This is a genomic window from Flavobacterium sp. PL12, assembly GCF_039123485.1.
Classification (GTDB): Bacteria; Bacteroidota; Bacteroidia; order Flavobacteriales; family Flavobacteriaceae; genus Flavobacterium; species Flavobacterium weaverense.
Window position 1 is genome coordinate 95,695 of the sequence record NZ_JBANDI010000007.1, and the last position, 18,864, is coordinate 114,558.

Genomic DNA, 18,864 nt, shown 5'->3' on the forward strand with positions numbered 1-18,864 from the left:
AACCAACGTTTTTAAAAATGAAAAAAATAAATTCTGTTTTCACGCTGATCCTCTTTTTTACCACAATTTTTGCATTTGCTCAAGACGCAGCTAATAAAAAAATTAAAATCACAGGAAGAGTTATTGAAAAGGTGAGTAAACAACCTCTTGAATATGCAACAATTACTTTTTTACTTCCTGATAATCCAAAACCTGTAGCGGGTGGAATTACAAATCCAAAAGGAGAATTTGATATTGAAATTAAACCAGGAGTTTATGATATAAAAATTGAGTTCATCTCTTTTAAAATATATGAACTCAAGCAAAAAAACTTAAAGAACAGTACTAGTTTGGGTTTAATCAGTTTAGAAGAAGATGCAAATCAATTAAATGAAGTTGTTATTCGAACAGAAAAAACTACTGTCGAAATAAAATTAGACAAAAAAGTATACAACGTTGGTAATGATTTGATGGTTAAAGGTGGAACAGTAAGTGATGTTCTAGATAACATTCCTTCTGTTTCAGTAGATGTTGAAGGAAATGTAAGTCTTCGTGGAAACGAAAACGTACGAGTTTTGATTGATGGAAAACCTTCAAATGCAATTAATATTGCTGAAGCTCTTCGATTAATTCCTGCAGATGCAATTGAAAAAGTAGAAGTAATAACAAATCCATCTGCAAGATATGATGCTGAAGGTGGTGGTGGTTTACTGAATATTATCTTGAAAAAAGGTAAAAATCAAGGATTGAATGGAACTTTTAACGCATCAACAGGATATCCTGAAACATACGGTTTAACTGGTAATTTAAATTACAAGTCTAAAAATTTTAACCTTTTTACTACTCAAGGTTACAATGATCGTAATAGCCCAGGAAACTCTTTTACAAATTCAAAATATTTAAACTCTGATAACTCTACTCGTAATTACGTTTACGAAGACAGAGAAAATGATAGAAACAGTAAAGGTTATAATGGTAACTTCGGAATCGAATTATACTTGAACGAATCTACATCATGGACTAACTCCTTCAATTATAGAAAAAGCAAGGGAGATAATGTTGACAATGTTGTACAAGACTATTATGACTCTGGTTTTAATTATGATTATTCACGTACTCGTATTAATGGAGAAGGTAGCGACAGTGAAAATGTAGAATTTGCTACTAACTTCATGAAGAAGTTTAAAAGAGATGGTCATAAATTAACGATTGATGGTTCGTTCTCATCAAATGATGATTTCAATGATGCAATTATTACTGATAAAGTTACCAACAGTAATTTGGTTAAATTTGATAATACTTTAAGCACTCAAACTCAAAATAGAAATTTAATCCAAATGGATTATGTTTTACCTTTTGGAAAGGGAAGCCAATTTGAAGCCGGATATCGTGGTGAATTTTCAAAATTACTTACAGATTACCAAGTTGAAAATGACGGAATCATAAACAATAATTTCACAAATACTTTAGACTATAAAGAAAAAGTGAATGCATTGTACACTCAATACGGATTGAAAATCGATAAATTCTCGGCTCTTTTTGGACTGCGATTTGAAGATTCAAATATCGAAATCAATCAGTTAGCAACTAACGATTACAATACAAAAAAATACAGTAACTTTTTCCCAAGCGCTTTCTTTACGTATGAGATTTCAGATAAGAGTAGCGCATCTGTAAGTTACAGCCGCAGAATACAAAGACCAAGAGGAAGAATGTTGAATCCTTTCAGCAACTTGTCTAGTAATATCAACATTTTCATGGGAAATCCTGATTTAGATCCGGCTTACTCAGATGCTTTGGATTTTGGATACATCAAAAGATGGGAAAAATTGACTTTCAATACATCTTTGTATGTTAACAAGACTACCGATGTATTTCAATTTGCAAGAAGAGAATCTGGAGACTTTATTAACGGAACTCCTATCGTAATTAGCTCACCTATTAACTTAGCGACTGAATATAGAGCTGGATTTGAATTTACATTAAACTACTCTCCATACAAATGGTGGAAATTAAATGGTAACTTCAATTTATATAGAAATGAAACACAAGGAGATTTCTCTTATATAAATTTCAATAATGTTGAAGTTTTCCAAAACTTTGATAACACTACAACATCATGGTATTCTAGAATTACTTCTAAAGTGACATTACCTTATAAAATTGACTGGCAGACTAACGTAAGTTACAATGCACCATCTACTAGTGCTCAAGGTAAAAGTTTAGGTGTTTTTGGAGCTAATCTAGCGTTCAGTAAAGATGTATTAAAAGATAAAGGAACTGTTTCGTTCAACATCAGCGATGTTTTTAATTCGAGAAAAAGAATTAGCGAAAATTACCTTGCTGGAGTTGTATTATCAAACAGTGAAATGCAATGGAGAGAAAGACAATTTAGTTTATCATTCACATACCGTTTTAACAAACCTAAAAACGAAAGAGAAAGAACTAGACCAAGTCAAAACGAAGGCGAAGGAGAATATCAAGGATAAAAAAATAAGGACTCTAGAAATAGAGTCCTTATTTTTTTTAAAACTAAAATATTTTATTCAAAAAAAAGCATAAAAAAAGGACTCGTAAAAACGAGTCCTTTTTTATTAAACAAACAGACTAAACTGATTGTTGTTCTTGCTTCTTTTTGTCTCTTCTTTCTTTGTATGCTTCCCAAGTTGCACCACCTACCCAATAGGATACGAAACTCACTAGAAAAAACATTAACCAGAATCCTATAGTAAGAACGGTTAAGAAAAGTAAAAAGCCTAAATACTGTGAAAATTCAAACATGTTTTCCGGAATTTTTGAATGTAAGTACAAATGTAACTTTAATTCCTTTTCAGAGCAATAAAAAAGTATAAAAACTATCAATCAATTTTTATAAAAAAGGAATTATCCGTATTTTTGAAATCAGATTTTACAGCGCTTAAAAGTTCTACTCTTTCGGAAACGAAAAATCAGTTTATTGACTATGAATAAGTCATTTATATCTCATTATTAAATTAAAATTTTTAAACTACATATTTTTAAATAACTACAACATGAAATTCAGAATAGAAAAAGACACGATGGGCGAAGTGCAAGTACCTGCAGATAAATATTGGGGTGCACAAACGGAACGTTCTCGAAATAATTTCAAAATAGGCGCTTCTGCTTCTATGCCGAAAGAAATCATTGAGGGATTTGCTTATTTGAAAAAAGCTGCTGCTTACGCCAACTGCGATTTAGGCGTTTTACCTATCGAAAAAAGAGATGCTATTGCTGCTGTTTGTGACGAAATTCTAGCTGGGAAATTAGACAACGAATTTCCACTGGTAATTTGGCAAACAGGTTCTGGTACACAAAGTAACATGAACGTAAATGAAGTAGTTGCAAATCGTGCACAAGTTCTAAAAGGATTCAACATTGGCGAAGGAGAACAGTTCATCAAAGCAAATGACGATGTAAATAAATCACAATCTTCAAATGACACTTTTCCAACAGGAATGCACATTGCAGCTTATAAAGCAGTAGTGGAAGTTACTATTCCTGCAGTAGAAAAATTAAGAGATACACTTCATGCAAAAGCAGTTGAATTCAAAACAGTTGTAAAAATAGGCCGTACGCATTTAATGGATGCTACGCCGCTTACACTTGGACAAGAAATTTCAGGATATGTTGCACAATTAAACTACGGTTTAAAAGCAGTTAAAAATACGCTAGCTCACTTATCAGAAGTTGCTTTAGGTGGAACTGCCGTAGGTACTGGACTAAATACTCCAGAAGGATACGACGTAAAAGTAGCTGAGTATATTGCTGAATTTACAGGACATCCTTTTGTAACTGCTGAAAATAAATTTGAAGCATTAGCGGCGCATGATGCAATTGTTGAATCTCATGGTGCTTTAAAACAATTAGCAGTTTCCTTAAACAAAATTGCTAATGATGTTCGAATGCTAGCTTCTGGACCACGTTCAGGAATTGGAGAAATAATAATCCCAGAAAATGAGCCAGGTTCTTCTATCATGCCAGGAAAAGTAAATCCAACACAGTGTGAAGCATTGACTATGGTTTGCGCGCAAGTTATGGGTAATGATGTTGCTATCACTGTTGGAGGAATGCAAGGTCAATACGAATTGAATGTTTTCAAACCGTTAATGGCTGCAAACTTTTTACAATCTGCTAGTTTGTTAGGCGATGCTTGTCTTTCTTTTGACGAACATTGTGCTCAAGGGATTGAACCTAACTACAAACGTATTAAAGAATTAGTTGATAACTCATTGATGTTAGTTACTGCTTTAAATACTAAAATAGGATATTATAAATCTGCTGAAATTGCTCAAACGGCACATAAAAACGGTTCAACGTTAAAAGAAGAAGCGGTTCGTTTAGGCTACGTAACTTCAGAAGATTTTGATGCGTGGGTTAAACCAGAAGATATGGTTGGAAGTTTGAAATAAAACCTAGAAATTAAGAAAAGATAGACACGAATTTCACGAATATTCACGAATTATATTGTAATAAAATAATTACACGAATCAGATATTTAAAGTTAGTGCTAATTATTGAAATTCGTGTCTAAAACTTTTGAAACAATTTATCTTGAAGCTTACAATAAAAAAATCCCAAATTCCACCTTAAAACTGTGGAATTTGGGATTTACTATTTTTGCAAATTAGTATATAAACTATACGTGTAAGGCTCTATTATCTGTAGCGGCTAATGCAGCTTCTTTTATTGCTTCCGCAAAAGTAGGATGCGCATGTGACATTCTAGAGATATCTTCGGCAGATGCTTTAAATTCCATTGCAGTTACCGCTTCAGCAATTAAATCAGCACAACGAGCACCAATCATGTGAACTCCCAGAACCTCATCTGTCTTTTTATCAGCAAGAATTTTTACAAATCCATCTAAATCTCCTCCTGCTCTTGCACGACCTAAAGCTTTGAAAGGAAAACTTCCAGCCTTGTAATCTACTCCTGCTGCCTTTAATTGTTCTTCTGTTTGTCCTACTGCAGCCACTTCTGGCCAAGTGTAAACAACACCCGGAATTAAGTTATAATCAATATGCGGTTTTTGACCAGCTAGAATTTCAGCAACCATAGTTCCTTCTTCTTCCGCTTTGTGTGCTAACATTGCTCCACGAACTACATCACCAATTGCATAAATATTAGGAACATTAGTTTGTAAGTGATCATTTACCTCAACCATTCCTCTTTCAGTGATTTTCACTCCTGCTTTATCAGCATTTAAACCATCAGTATAAGGACGACGTCCAACAGAAACTAAAGAATAATCACCTTGTAGAGTAATTGTTTCTTCTTTTGTATTCTCAGCTTGAACTACTACTCCTTCTCCATTTCTTTCTACTGATTTCACTTTGTGAGAAACGTAGAATTTCATGCCTTGTTTTTTCAATACCTTGGTCAATTCTTTAGAAAGTGATGCATCCATTCCTGGAATAATTCTATCTAAATATTCTACTACAGATACTTGCGCTCCTAAACGTAAATATACTTGACCTAATTCAATACCGATAACTCCACCACCAATAATAATTAGGTGTTTAGGAACTTCTTTCAGTTTTAACGCTTCTGTAGAAGTGATGATTCTTTCTTTATCTAATTTGATAAATGGTAAAGAAGACGGTTTAGAACCAGTAGCAATAATTATATTTTTAGCCTCAATAGTTTCAGAAGTTCCATCTGCTTTAGCAACCGCAACGTGCGTAGCATCAACAAAAGATCCTAAACCTTGAAGAACTGTAATTTTATTTTTATCCATCAAAAATTTCACACCGCCAGAAGTTTGGTCAACAATTGCTTGCTTGCGTGCGATCATTTTTTCCAAATTCACTTTTACTTCTCCAGATAATTCAATTCCGTGCTCTGCAAAATGTGAAATGTCACTATAATGGTGCGAAGAAGCAAGTAAAGCTTTAGAAGGAATACAACCTACATTCAAGCAAGTTCCACCTAAAGTAGAATATTTTTCTATAATTGCTGTTTTAAAACCAAGTTGTGCACAACGAATCGCTGATACATATCCTCCAGGTCCAGAACCTATAATGACTACGTCAAATGAACTCATAGTAATTTTTTTTAGTGTGTTTTTATAAAATGTTGCACAAAATTAAGGAATTAAGTTTTGTTTGAACTTTAAATGAGAAGGTTTTGTTACGATTTTTTAGTTATTCTGATTTACTTATCTCTAATTAGTATTTAAAATCCACATTTAACTTAAATATCAACAGCAGTTGTATTTTTCACCTCGCTAATCATAAAAGTACTATGAGTACTTCCTATATGTTCTAGCGTAGTTAATTTAGTTACCAAGAATTCTCGATACGCTTCCATATCTTTTACTACGATCTTTAATATATAATCGTAATCACCACTCACATGATGACATTCCAATACTTCTGGAAGTTTTATCACTTGACTCTCAAACTTCGAAATAAATTCTTTTGTATGTTGAATCAATTTTAAATGACAAAAAACTACAAATCCTTTTTCGACTTTAGAGCGATTAATTAAAACGACGTATTTGTCGATAATTCCTTCTCTCTCTAACTTTTTAATACGCTCATAAACAGCGGTAACAGAAAGGTTTAATTTAATGGATAGTTCTTTAGTCGTCTGCTTACAATCATATTGAAGTAGTAAAAGTAATTTCTTGTCGGTGGCATCTAGCATCATTTTATTCGAATGTTTAAATTGATATAAAATCTAAAAACTTCTAATTTGAAAGCTAATTTAGAAAATAAGTTTATCATTAAGTGATTCTTTAGTTCTAAAATCTAATATTATACTTAAGTATTGATTAATAATCTAAAATCATGTTATTTTGAATGCGCGTATTAACAACTAAAAACCTAGCCCTGATAGAAGCGGCATCCTTTTATGAGCGATAGCAAATAAAAGATATAAAGCCCCGAAGCTTCGGGGGCAGGAAACAGCTCCTAAAAAAATAGATATGAAAAACTTTAACCCCGCAGACAATATTCAAGATTTACAGTACTTTGGAGAATTTGGTGGTGTAAATCCATCAATTTCTGATTCATCAACCTACACCTTCCTTTCAGCAAAAACCATGTTCGATACTTTTGAAGGAAATATGGAAGGCTGCTACTTATATTCTCGTCATTCTTCACCAAGTAATTTATATCTAGACAAAGCTTTGGCCGCGATGGAAGGTACAGAATCGGCTAATGTTTCGGCATCAGGAATGGGAGCTATTACGCCTACTCTACTACAATTATGTGGAGCTGGTGATCACGTTGTTTCTAGTAGAACAATTTATGGCGGAACCTATGCTTTTCTAAAGAACTTTGCTCCAAGATTAGGCATTAAAACAACATTTGTAGATATTATAAAACTAGAAATCGTAGAAGCGGCAATAACGGCTGAAACAAAAGTTTTATACTGTGAAACAGTGAGTAATCCACTACTTGAAGTGGCAGACATTGAAGGTTTAGCTAAACTTGCTAAACGTCATAATTTAACGCTTGTAGTTGACAATACTTTTTCACCTTTATCAGTTTCTCCAGCAAAATTAGGAGCTGATATTGTAATTCACAGTTTGACTAAATATATCAACGGAAGCAGTGATACAGTTGGTGGAGTTACTTGTGCATCACAAGAATTCATCGATAGTTTAAAAAATGTAAATAGTGGTGCTAGTATGCTTCTTGGACCAACAATGGACAGCATGCGATCTGCCAGCGTGCTGAAAAATTTACGCACGTTACACATCCGAATGAAACAACACAGTTTTAATGCTATGTATCTTGCAGAACGGTTTGAGAAAGACGGATTAATAACCGTTTATCCAGGATTAGAAAGTCATCCAAGTCATAAATTATACAAAGCTATGATTAATGCTGAATATGGTTTTGGTGGAATGATGACTTTAGACGTAGGAACTTTGGCGAAAGCCAATGCGTTGATGGAATTAATGCAGGCAAAAAATTTAGGGTATCTAGCAGTAAGTTTAGGATTTTATAAAACCTTGTTTAGCGCTCCAGGAACTTCAACATCAAGTGAAATTCCACTAGAGGAACAAATAGAAATGGGATTAACAGACGGATTAATTCGTTTTTCTATAGGGTTAGATAATGACATTGAAAGAACATACCAAATGATGAAAGAATGTATGAAAGAATTAGATATTATGTAATACTAACTAAATTGTATAACCAAAACCAAAAAAGCTTGAATGTTTAGACATACAAGCTTTTTAAATTTATAATGTAAAACATTTTGCACTTTGAAAGTCAAATAACTTCTCTTCAAATAGGAAACTTGTCCTAAGTCTACATTTAGGTAATGTCTATTTCTTATGCAGCCATTTTAATAATATTTGTTCTAAATCTACTTGAATAATTGGTTTTGGTAAATAATCATTCATTCCTGCTTCAAAACATTTTTCTTTATCACCTACCATTATCCCAGCAGTTATTGCAATTATTGGAATTTTATCTGAGTCGTTTAACTGTCTAATCTCATTAGTTGCTTCATATCCATTTTTATTTGGCATTTGAATATCCATTAAGATTACATCAGGTTTTTCTTTTTTATAAATTTCTACTGCTTCGTTTCCATCCTTTGCTTCAAAAACGATACAATTTGTGATAATCCTTTTTACTAAAGTTTTTGCTAGAAGCATATTGATTTTATTGTCCTCAACAATTAAAACCTTATTATTACTTAGTGTATGAGCCGGCGTTATCACGTCTTCATTTATCGTCATTGCTAGTAACAAGTCGGGGTCTTTTGTGTTTTTTACTTTTTTAAACTTAATTACAAAGTAAAAATCGCTTCCATCACCATAACTACTTATCAAATGCAATTTACTGTCCATCAAAGCTAAAAGCTGATTTGAAATTGCAAGTCCTAATCCAGTTCCGCCAAATTTGCGATTTGTCGAATTATCCTCTTGGACGAAAGACTGAAATATCTTTTCATTATTTACAGATTTTATTCCCACACCTGTATCCTTAACAGAAAATTTAAGCGTCGTATGATTTTTTTCTGTAGATTGAATTTCTGTAATATCCATTCTAATTTGTCCAAAATCTGTAAACTTTATCGCGTTGCTTAATAAGTTTACTAAAACTTGTTTTAGTCGTACAGAGTCGGCCAAAATAAATTGCGGAACATTATTATCAATATTAAGTGCTAAATCAATACCTTTTTGGATTGCTTGAAAGCTAAAAAGATTAATAATTTGACTCGTTAACTTGTGCAGATTAACTTTTTCGATCTCCAATTCTAGTTTTCCAGATTCAATCTTAGAGAAATCGAGAACATTATTAACAATCTCCATAAGTGAAATAGCGGATTCATTGACTGTTGTCATGTATTCTGCTTGATTTTTCTTTAAATTAGACTTCATCAATAAATGAGTAAACCCAATGATGCCATTTAGTGGAGTTCTAATCTCATGACTCATATTCGCTAAGAAATCAGTCTTAGCTCTACTAGCTGATTCCGCTAATTCTTTAGATTTCAAGAGTTCCATTTCCATTACTTTTTGCTCAGTAATATCTAAGAAACTTACAACTATCTCATTAAAATTGCCTTTTTCATCTAAATTGGGATAGCCATTAACTAATATCCATATTAAATCTTTAAAAGTGGGACGCACAACACCTACTGTAAAATTCTTTAATGGCTGCTTCGTGTTAATAATTTGCATTACAGGGAAATTTTTAAGCTCCATTACGGATTTATCCTCATTTAAAAAGTTCCATGATGGATCAAAAGATTTAACTCCCTTCATTTGATCATCAGATAATCCAAGTAATTCTGCTGCCTTATTATTAGAAACAAGTATCGATGTGTCCAGCGCGTGTACAACAATAGCTGCATCTAAATTATTTAGAAGTCCACGATATCTTTCTTCACTCTTAAAAAGTGAATTATCAAATTCTTTTGCAGTAGTTATGTCTCTGCATAGGCAAATAAAATGGATTTCATGATCAGCACTTTCAACCATAGGAGCTATAGAAAGTTCAAACCAATGCATACCGTTGTCTAACTCTAATGTATATTGTTTGCCAGATGAAAAACCTTTCTCATGTGCTTCTTTGATTGCCTCTAAGCATACATTAGAAGCAATTAAAGGCAAAACATCACTGAAGTTTTTACCTAAGAAATGAGAAGCTGGCATAGCTAATAAATCATTTCGTCTTGAATGATAATTATAAATTTTACCATTTACATCTACTTCGAAGAGCAAATCTGGAATAGCGCCGAGTATCGCTTCCATTTTTTTATTAACTTTCTTGAACTCGTCATTTATTCTTTTGCGCTCACTGACATCCCTTACAAAAGCAACAATACGCCCATCAACAATCATTTTTGCAGTGATTTCAACAGCAATTAAAGAACCATTTTTATGACGCATATTACGCTCTAGTATGGTTTGCTCACCACTCAATAATTCTTTGTACATTATTGGTTTTCGGAGCAATTCTTCTTTCGTATATAAATCTGATATATTTTTTGAACAAAGTTCTTCTTTAGTGTACCCTAACATTAGACAAGCACTTTCATTCACATCAAGTAAATTGCCTACAACATCATTAGTGAAAATGGCATCAGAAGCTTGTTCAATAAGACTTTTGTATTTTTCCTCACTACTTACAAGCAATTCCTGTATTTTCTTCAACTCGGTGATTTCAATCATAGCGCCATTCAATCGAATCGCTTTTCCAGTTTCATCCCTCGTTACAATTCCTCTGTCGTAGAATATACCGTAATTCCCATCTACTTTTAGGAATCGGAATTCATCTGACCAGAAATTATTAGAACTAACATATGTTTGATCCATTTTAGCAATCACACGTTCACGATCATCTGGATGAAGCCTAGATCTCCAAATTACACTATTGTTAACGCCATTAAATTCGGCGCTACCAAAACCTAAAAGATCAATAAATTTTTTGTTGTTCCAACTCTCTCCTGTAATTAAATTTACTTCAAAAACTGCGTCGTTTGTAGCTTCTGATATTATTTCATATCGGTGATTGGCGATTTTTAATTTTTCTTCAGCCTTTTTAATATCACTAAGGTCAAGTCCCATGCCTAGTAATCTCTTCTTCCCTTTATATTCTAGACAATGTGAGTTAATGTAGAACGGTACTTTACGCTTATCTTTTGTAAATAATTCAATCTCTATTCCTGGCGCATCCTTTTTAAATAAATTTTTTATTCTTTTTTCGATCTTATCTTTAAAATCATCATCATAAAAATCAATGGGTTTCATTTTAGATATTTCACTTTCATTATATCCTGTGACAGTTTCAAAATTCTTATTCCATTTAACAATGGTTTCATCCTCATTATACAAGTAAAAGATTCCTGGAAGATTATTAATCACCATTTCTGATAATTGTTTCTCTTTTAGAAGGGCATCTTCAGCAATTTTTCTTTCACTGATATCAACGATTGTTCCTATATAACCAACAATTTCATTTTTTAAGTTTCGCTCTGGTATAGCTTTACCCATAACCCAAGATGTAAGACCGCTAGGCAGAACAAAACGAAATTCAGTATAGGATGTGTGAATGTTATTAGATATGTCTCTCCATCCATTGAATATTTCGTCTTTATCTTCCTCATGTACAGCGTTGATCCACCCTTCACCATATCCTTCTTCGGCAGAAAGTCCCGTAATTTTACACCAAGCTGGATTAACATAAGTTATGAATCCTTCACAGTCCGTTCTAAAAATTCCAACGGGCGAAACCTCCGTCAGTGCGTGGTAACGCTTCTCACTTTCCATTACTAAATCTTCAGCTCTTTTTCTCAAGATTTCTTTTTCGAAAGTTTCTAAAGTAAAGGCAATATCTGCTGCCGCGCCTTCTAATAAATCAATTTCTGCCTCATCAAAAAACTGTTTTTCACTTGCATAAAAAGAGAAAGCTCCAATTATCTTTCCCGATATTTTAATTGGCACCGACATTGAAGAGTTATAACCACATTGTAACGCATCTTCTTTCCACGGAAGCATTGAAGGGTCGTTCTCAATATTATTACATATAATGGAACGATTTTCTCTAACGCAACGACCCGCAGGACCTCTGCCCACTGGTTCATCATCAATTGAGATTGTTTTCATTCTAGAGAAATAACCGTTATCGTCTCCAGCAAAATTTAGAGGAAATATTTTATGAGAATCCTCATCGATAGCTCCTATCCAAGCCATTTTAAATTTACCAATATCTACTGCAATCTTACACGCTTCTTTAAAAAGATCTTTTTGATTAGTTGTGCGAATCATCATTTGATTCATTTGACTAATAAAAGAATAAAGTCTGTTGGCTTTTAATAGTTTTTGTTCGACAGATATTCTATCCGTAATATCAGTAACAATACCGTGACATATAACCGTTCCTTCAGGCTCTACGATCGGAAGAGAATTTACGTTATGCCAAACTAATCCTTTAACGGGATGGTTGTAACGATACTCACATTTCAAAGGAATTAATTTTGATTTAGTTTTAATTATACTAGCAGTTACGTTTTCGATATCATCTTTATGTATGCATTCAAAAAGTCTAGTCGCGTCTTTTTCGATATCAGCGTGTACAAAACCATAAATATCCTCAATAGCATTACTAGCGTAAGGAAAACATAATGAGCCATCACTATTTTGGCGCATAGAATAAATTAAACCTGGAGAAGTGATTGCAATCTTTGCGAACTTTTCTTTTTCGTTCACTATCGTATCATGCGCACTTTTGGAATCAGTGACATCTTTAAGATTTGCGATTATACCTCCTATATTTTCATCTTCAATTCTATTATTTAGAACTCCTTGTAACCATATATATTTTCCGTTTTTGTGCTTAACTTGAAAGAGTAAATTTATTGGCAAACCAGGACTGAGAACTGATTTCTGAATCATTTCTTTCACATACTCTAGATAATCAGGATGATAATAATCAATATTACTTATTTTTTGAAACTCATCATTATTATATCCAGTTATACGGGAGGAAGAGCTACTTCTAAAAATAGTATTAAGATCTTTATCTAAAATGCATATAATTCCATCATTATATTCCACAAGCGTGCGGAATCTCTTCTCATTTTGCTCTAATTTCAGTTCAGCATTTTTCTTTTCGGTAATGTTTTTAACAAAGCAAAGGAATAATTTATCAGAGAGTCTAACTGCATCTACAAAACACCATACAACGCCCTTATCTTTTCGACAAAGTCTTATTTCGCCCCGCATTACTCCGGTTTCTAGAAGGACTTTAAAAATGTTTAAAGTATGATCAAGTTCTTCCTTAAAAGATAAATCACCAAATTTCATTTTAAAAATTTCTTTCTTAGAATAGCCCGTTAATTTAACCGCGGCTTCATTAGCTTCTAAATAATTCCTTTCATTATCGATAACAAAAACTCCGTCAGGAGCATTGTCAATATAGTTTTTAAACTTTTTACTATTTTCCTGCTCGATTAATTTAAGCTTATAATCAGTGACAGCAGCCTCTTTGTCGTTGATCGCTTGCTGAATCAATACTTTTTCAGTAATATCTTGCGAAGTACCGCGGTATCCGCACACAACTCCGTTGTCATCTAATAGCGGAATTGCTATTGAGTAGAGCCATTTAGTGTTTTTATTTTCTAGAATAACTTCACATTCTAATTCAAATTTCTCCTTACTTGAAATAGCATTCTCTACATTTTTTAGGAAAACAGCCGCTTGATTAGCTGGAAAAACGGATAAAAATTCTTGAAATAAATTTTGATGAGGAACTGCTTCGATTTCGAAAATGGAATACAATTCCTTTGACCAAATCATTTTTTTATATTTCAAATCAAATTCCCAACTACCTAGTTTGGCAATTTTTTGAGCATCGTTTAATAAATTTTCACTAAATATTGATTTTTCCTGATTTTTTCTAATCTCCGAAATATCTCGTCCTATACCGTAAATAGTTTTTTTATCAGGCGATAAAGTAATGGTCCATTGAATGATGACGATTTCTCTACTTTTTTTAATATATCGATTCTCAAAACAGACTGATGACTGATAATTTGTCAATACAAAAGCTTCATCCCTGGTTTTGTCTATATCTTCTGGATGCACAAATTCTGTAATTGGAGTAGAAAGCAATTCTTCCTCTGAGTATCCCAGCAGCTTAGCAAATGCAGGATTTACTTCTGTAAAAAAACCTTCAAAACCTGCTATACAGACTAAATCTTTTGATCCCGTTTGGTAGAAATCAAAATTACATATTGACTGTCCCTTTCTTAATAATCGACTAATCTCAAAATCTTTGTCTTTTATTATGTTTATCAAGTCTTCGTAAGAAGGTTTGTCTGTATTCATTTGGCTCAAATTCTATTAAAAGTTAAATATATTAAAATATTTTAGATATAAAAAAGTGAAAAAATTAATAATCACATGGCCTTTTCAAAAAAAGCACAAACAAAGATTTGGAAAATAATCAAAGCTTTAGATTATTAAATAGCAATAAGTTTCTTTATCTCCATTTAATGAGATGTTCTAATTCATTCATTAGGAAAATTCGGCGTAGTTCTTGCAATAAGGAGGTAGTAATAAGTGAACATTTAAATCGTCATTTAGTAAGTAAAACTTCTATTTAGCAGGACTGTAGAAATAAATCTACAAAAAAATAAATACATTTGTATATACAAATAAAAAAAGTGTTACATTTGTACCAACAAATGACGTATAGCCAAATATGAAAATTGAAGATATATTAAAATCAACGTTACCAATGGATAATTCGAAAAAAATTATCCTGAACATATTATACACACAAAGCATGATCGCAGAGAATTTTAATTTGGTTTTAAAACCTTTTGACATCTCTGGCGAGCAATATAATGTACTTCGTATTTTAAGAGGCCAAAAAGGAAACCCAGCAAATATGTCAATGATTCAAGATAGAATGGTTGCAAAAACAAGTAATACAACTAGATTAGTTGATAAACTTCTTTTAAAGGATTTAGTTACTCGCAAAGTTTGCTCTGAAAACAGAAGAAAAATAGAAGTTCTTATTACTCAGAAAGGATTAGACGTTTTAGCAGAACTGGATCCTAGAGTTATTAACCATGAAGCGACATTATCACAAAATCTCAGCGAACAAGAAATTACCCAATTAAACCATTTGTTAGAGAAATATAGAAATCAATAAAGAATAGGTACTAGATGAATAGTTTTATAGAAAACCAGAATTGGAGATACGCTACTAAAAAATTTGATAGCAGCAAGAAAATAGAATCGCAAGATATCGACATCTTAAAAGAAGCAGTCCGCTTGAGCACCTCTTCATATGGTTTACAACCATACAAAATTATAATTGTTGAAAATCCTGATTTAAGAACTTCATTGCAGCAAGCAGCGTGGGGACAGTCACAGATCGTTGAAGCATCGCATCTTATGATATTTGCAAACGACGTTAATTTTGGTCCAGAAGGCATCGATAGCTATTTTAAAAACGTAAGTGAAACTAGAAACGTTACAATGGAAAGTATGTCTGGTTATATGAATTTTATGAAAGGTACTATTGCGGCTTTTACTCAAGAGGAACGAAATAACTGGTCAGCAAAACAAACGTATTTAGCACTTGGTAATCTTTTAAATGCTGCAGCTGAACTAAAAATTGATGTCACTCCTATGGAAGGTTTTAAAGCAGAGCAAGTCAATGAAATCACTGGTTTAGACAAATTAGGTTACAATGCAACTTTATTGGCAACACTTGGATACCGACATATAGAAGATGCGACGCAGCATTTTGCAAAAGTTAGAAAGTCAAATGAAGAATTATTTATCACACTATAATTATTAATCTTAAATTTAAACACTCAAAAGAATGAAAAATTTTAAATCGATCGCATTAGCATTAGTCGTAGTAGTTTTATCAACTATGTCGGTAACAGCGCAAACTAAAAAAGTAGATGCTTCAAAAAGTTCAATTAATTGGACTGGAAAAAAAGTAACAGGACAGCATGAAGGAACTGTTAATCTTAAAGATGGTACTTTAGTTTACAAAGGAAAAGCATTAGTAGGTGGTACATTTAATGTTGATATGAATTCAATGGTCGTAACGGATTTGAAAGCAGGACAAGGAAAAGAAAAGTTAGAAGGACACCTGAAAGCAGATGACTTTTTTGGTACTGACAAATTTGCTACTGCTTCTTTAATGTTCAAAAATGTAGTAAACAAAGCGTCAAATTTATATACTGTAACTGCTGATTTAACAATCAAAAACATTACTAAGCCAGTTACATTTGATCTTGCAACAACATCGAATACAGCTGTTGCTAATGTAAAAATTGACAGAACTAAATATGACATTAAATATGGTTCAGGAAGTTTCTTTGACAATTTAGGAGATAAAGCAATCAGTGATAATTTTGATTTAGCAGTTTCTTTAAAATTCTAAATTTACATAATTGCTTAAGTACTAAATAGGATTTATGGTTATTAGTGAACACTTTAAATTTTTTATTTAACAAAATAATTAAAAATTAAAAATATTTTAACGCTAAATGCTTTTGAAAAACCAAATTACATTTATACATTTGTTGCAACAATAAAAAACATGAACACAATTTTAAACAATACTTGGTGGTGGAACAATTTACGTCAGTCGTCGTGAACTAAGCTCCTATAGTATTATTTAAAACTATAAATATAAAAGGCTTGTCATCACGACAGGCCTTTTTTTTGTTTTAAATTCAAATTAATTAGCAGCGATAACTAAACCTTATCAGATTTAAATAACAACAAGATGAAATCTTTTTTACTAAATACAAATTACAAACAAATACTAGCTGACACCATTACGCCTGTCAGTGTTTATCTTAAGATTAGAGATAAATTCCCAAATAGTTTATTACTCGAAAGTAGTGATTATCGTGGAAATGATAATAGTTTCTCTTACATCTGTTGCAATCCTATTGCTTCCATAAAAATAGAAAACGAAATTATTTTTAAGAATTATCCTGATGGAACTTCAGAGAAAATTACGGTAAACGCTACTACTAATATTCCAGAAATAATTCAGGAGTTTTCACAACAATTTAAATCAGAAAAAAATGATTTTAAGTTTATAAATAATGGATTATTTGGATACATCTCTTACGATGCCGTTCGTTATTTTGAAAAAGTGGCTATTGCCAAAAAAGAAAATAGCAATACAATTCCAGATATTTATTATGCAGTTTACCAAAATATTATTGCTATCAATCATTTTAAAAATGAGGCATATATATTCTGTCATAGTTTAGACGGCAAGAATAACATTTCTGAAATTGAACAACTATTACAATCTAGAAATATTGCATCTTATAAATTTTCGAAAGAAGGAGAAGGTTTTTCTAATCTAACCGACGATGAATTTAAGCACAATGTGGCTTTGGCCAAAAAGCACTGTTTCAGAGGAGACGTTTTTCAATTAGTTTTATCAAGAAGATTCACCCAAGGATTTAAAGGAGATGAATTCAATGTGTATCGCGCATTAAGAAGTATAAATCCATCTCCTTACCTATTCTTCTTTGATTACGGTGATTTTAAGATATTTGGATCTTCACCCGAAGCTCAAATTATTGTAAAAGATCGTAAGGCTGAAATTCATCCTATTGCAGGAACTTTCAAAAGAACAGGTGATGACGAGCAAGATGCTGTTCTTGCTAAGCAATTATCAGAAGATAAAAAAGAAAATAGCGAACATGTCATGCTGGTTGATTTGGCCAGAAATGATTTGAGCCGCAACGGTCATGATGTAAATGTTGAGAAATATAGAGAAGTTCAATTTTTCTCACATGTAATTCATTTAGTTTCAAAAGTAACTGGTCATTTACATGAAAAAGCCACCACAATGCAAGTTGTTGCCGATACTTTTCCAGCAGGAACATTGAGTGGCGCACCTAAACATCGTGCCATGCAATTAATCGAAGAATACGAAAAAACAAATCGTAATTTTTATGGAGGTGCAATTGGATTTATGGATTTTGAAGGTAATTTTAATCACGCCATTATGATACGAACTTTCCTTAGTAAAAATCATCAATTGCATTCGCAAGCTGGTGCTGGAATAGTAGCAAGTTCTGATGAAGAAAGTGAAATGCAAGAAGTGTACAATAAGTTAAGAGCTTTGAATGCAGCTTTAGATTTAGCAGAAACAATATAAATCCCTACCCATCCCTCCCCGAAAGTGAGGGAGACGAGACTAAAAAATTTAAAATGGAAAATAAAAATACAACTACTCCAACAGTTCTTCCTTCGGGGGCTAGGGGAAAAATATTAGTCATAGACAATTACGATAGTTTCACTTACAATTTAGTGCATTATCTAGAGGATTTAGATTGTGAAGTAACTGTTTATAGAAATGATGAATTTGATATTGAAGAAATAGCAGCTTTTGATAAAATCCTACTATCCCCCGGTCCTGGAATTCCAGACGAAGCAGGATTACTCAAAGAAGTAATTAGAACGTACGCATCGACAAAAAGTATTTTTGGAGTTTGTTTAGGACAACAAGCAATTGGAGAAGTCTTTGGTGGAACGCTTTCTAACTTAGATACTGTTTACCACGGTGTGGCGACTATGGTAAAAACCGTTGTAGATGATGAACTTTTATTTGAAGGATTAGGAAACGAATTTGAAGTTGGTCGATATCATTCTTGGGTAGTAAACACTGACTTACCAGATTCTCTTGAAGCAACTTCTTTCGACGAAAACGGTCAAGTTATGTCTTTGCGTCACAAAACGTATGATGTGCGTGGTGTTCAATTTCATCCCGAAAGTGTTTTAACACCTAATGGTAAAAAAATATTGGAAAACTGGGTGAAATCCTAGATTAAGACAATACAAAAGAGAATAAAAACTGAAGCCTATCGGAACTAATATCAAATAATCAAAGC

The 18,864-nt window shown here is 32.6% G+C and carries 12 protein-coding genes; 8 read left to right on the forward strand and 4 right to left on the reverse strand.

Features of this window, described 5'->3' with window-relative positions:
- The first annotated feature begins 17 nt into the window (after positions 1–17).
- On the forward strand, positions 18–2,468 hold the full coding sequence (locus RCH19_RS05195; protein WP_121925505.1) for an outer membrane beta-barrel family protein: 2,451 nt from the start codon (positions 18–20) through the stop codon (positions 2,466–2,468).
- 118 nt (positions 2,469–2,586) lie between these two features.
- Here RCH19_RS05195 and RCH19_RS05200 read toward each other — a convergent pair whose 3' ends face one another.
- Entirely contained in the window at positions 2,587–2,760 is a 174-nt protein-coding gene (locus RCH19_RS05200; protein WP_170151301.1) for a hypothetical protein, read from the reverse strand.
- Positions 2,761–3,011: 251 nt separating this feature from the next.
- Here RCH19_RS05200 and fumC point away from each other — a divergent pair, with 251 nt between their 5' ends.
- A complete protein-coding gene (gene fumC, locus RCH19_RS05205) occupies positions 3,012–4,409 on the forward strand; it encodes a class II fumarate hydratase (RefSeq protein WP_343022330.1) in 1,398 nt (465 codons plus the stop codon).
- A gap of 227 nt (positions 4,410–4,636) precedes the next feature.
- Here fumC and lpdA read toward each other — a convergent pair whose 3' ends face one another.
- Together lpdA and RCH19_RS05215 are read right to left on the reverse strand one after the other, a co-directional pair.
- On the reverse strand, positions 4,637–6,040 hold the full coding sequence (gene lpdA / locus RCH19_RS05210) for a dihydrolipoyl dehydrogenase (RefSeq protein ID WP_343022331.1): 1,404 nt from the start codon (positions 6,038–6,040) through the stop codon (positions 4,637–4,639).
- A gap of 149 nt (positions 6,041–6,189) precedes the next feature.
- Positions 6,190–6,648, reverse strand: a complete 459-nt coding sequence (locus RCH19_RS05215; protein WP_343022332.1) for an Lrp/AsnC family transcriptional regulator — start codon at positions 6,646–6,648, stop codon at positions 6,190–6,192.
- A gap of 277 nt (positions 6,649–6,925) precedes the next feature.
- On the opposite strand from RCH19_RS05215, the gene RCH19_RS05220 reads away from it, so the two are divergent.
- Entirely contained in the window at positions 6,926–8,128 is a 1,203-nt protein-coding gene (locus tag RCH19_RS05220; RefSeq protein ID WP_343022333.1) for an aminotransferase class I/II-fold pyridoxal phosphate-dependent enzyme, read from the forward strand.
- 153 nt (positions 8,129–8,281) lie between these two features.
- On the opposite strand, the gene RCH19_RS05225 is transcribed toward RCH19_RS05220, so the two are convergent.
- Complete coding sequence (locus RCH19_RS05225) at positions 8,282–14,299, reverse strand: PAS domain S-box protein (protein ID WP_343022334.1); 6,018 nt, start codon at positions 14,297–14,299, stop codon at positions 8,282–8,284.
- 376 nt (positions 14,300–14,675) lie between these two features.
- Between RCH19_RS05225 and RCH19_RS05230 the strand changes: the two genes are divergently transcribed.
- From RCH19_RS05230 to RCH19_RS05250, 5 genes are all read left to right on the forward strand, one after another.
- Positions 14,676–15,131: a MarR family transcriptional regulator gene (locus RCH19_RS05230; protein WP_343022335.1), complete on the forward strand. Its 456-nt coding sequence runs from the start codon at positions 14,676–14,678 to the stop codon at positions 15,129–15,131.
- A 14-nt stretch (positions 15,132–15,145) separates the two neighbouring features.
- Positions 15,146–15,778, forward strand: coding sequence for an NAD(P)H-dependent oxidoreductase (locus RCH19_RS05235; RefSeq protein WP_343022336.1), 633 nt, complete (start codon positions 15,146–15,148; stop codon positions 15,776–15,778).
- A 31-nt stretch (positions 15,779–15,809) separates the two neighbouring features.
- On the forward strand, positions 15,810–16,382 hold the full coding sequence (locus tag RCH19_RS05240) for a YceI family protein (protein ID WP_343022337.1): 573 nt from the start codon (positions 15,810–15,812) through the stop codon (positions 16,380–16,382).
- 348 nt (positions 16,383–16,730) lie between these two features.
- Positions 16,731–18,131 carry an anthranilate synthase component I family protein gene (locus RCH19_RS05245; protein ID WP_343022338.1) on the forward strand — a complete coding sequence of 467 codons (1,401 nt, stop codon included), beginning with the start codon at positions 16,731–16,733 and terminating at the stop codon, positions 18,129–18,131.
- A gap of 53 nt (positions 18,132–18,184) precedes the next feature.
- Positions 18,185–18,799, forward strand: a complete 615-nt coding sequence (locus RCH19_RS05250; RefSeq protein ID WP_121925515.1) for an aminodeoxychorismate/anthranilate synthase component II — start codon at positions 18,185–18,187, stop codon at positions 18,797–18,799.
- Positions 18,800–18,864 lie beyond the last annotated feature (65 nt).

Bases quoted from the DNA above. Each gene is read 5' to 3' on its own strand.
- RCH19_RS05195 (WP_121925505.1), top strand. From the start codon at position 18: ATGAAAAAAATAAATTCTGTTTTCACGCTGATCCTCTTTTTTACCACA.
- RCH19_RS05200 (WP_170151301.1), bottom strand. From the start codon at position 2,760: ATGTTTGAATTTTCACAGTATTTAGGCTTTTTACTTTTCTTAACCGTT.
- fumC (WP_343022330.1), top strand. From the start codon at position 3,012: ATGAAATTCAGAATAGAAAAAGACACGATGGGCGAAGTGCAAGTACCT.
- lpdA (WP_343022331.1), bottom strand. From the start codon at position 6,040: ATGAGTTCATTTGACGTAGTCATTATAGGTTCTGGACCTGGAGGATAT.
- RCH19_RS05215 (WP_343022332.1), bottom strand. From the start codon at position 6,648: ATGATGCTAGATGCCACCGACAAGAAATTACTTTTACTACTTCAATAT.
- RCH19_RS05220 (WP_343022333.1), top strand. From the start codon at position 6,926: ATGAAAAACTTTAACCCCGCAGACAATATTCAAGATTTACAGTACTTT.
- RCH19_RS05225 (WP_343022334.1), bottom strand. From the start codon at position 14,299: ATGAATACAGACAAACCTTCTTACGAAGACTTGATAAACATAATAAAA.
- RCH19_RS05230 (WP_343022335.1), top strand. From the start codon at position 14,676: ATGAAAATTGAAGATATATTAAAATCAACGTTACCAATGGATAATTCG.
- RCH19_RS05235 (WP_343022336.1), top strand. From the start codon at position 15,146: ATGAATAGTTTTATAGAAAACCAGAATTGGAGATACGCTACTAAAAAA.
- RCH19_RS05240 (WP_343022337.1), top strand. From the start codon at position 15,810: ATGAAAAATTTTAAATCGATCGCATTAGCATTAGTCGTAGTAGTTTTA.
- RCH19_RS05245 (WP_343022338.1), top strand. From the start codon at position 16,731: ATGAAATCTTTTTTACTAAATACAAATTACAAACAAATACTAGCTGAC.
- RCH19_RS05250 (WP_121925515.1), top strand. From the start codon at position 18,185: ATGGAAAATAAAAATACAACTACTCCAACAGTTCTTCCTTCGGGGGCT.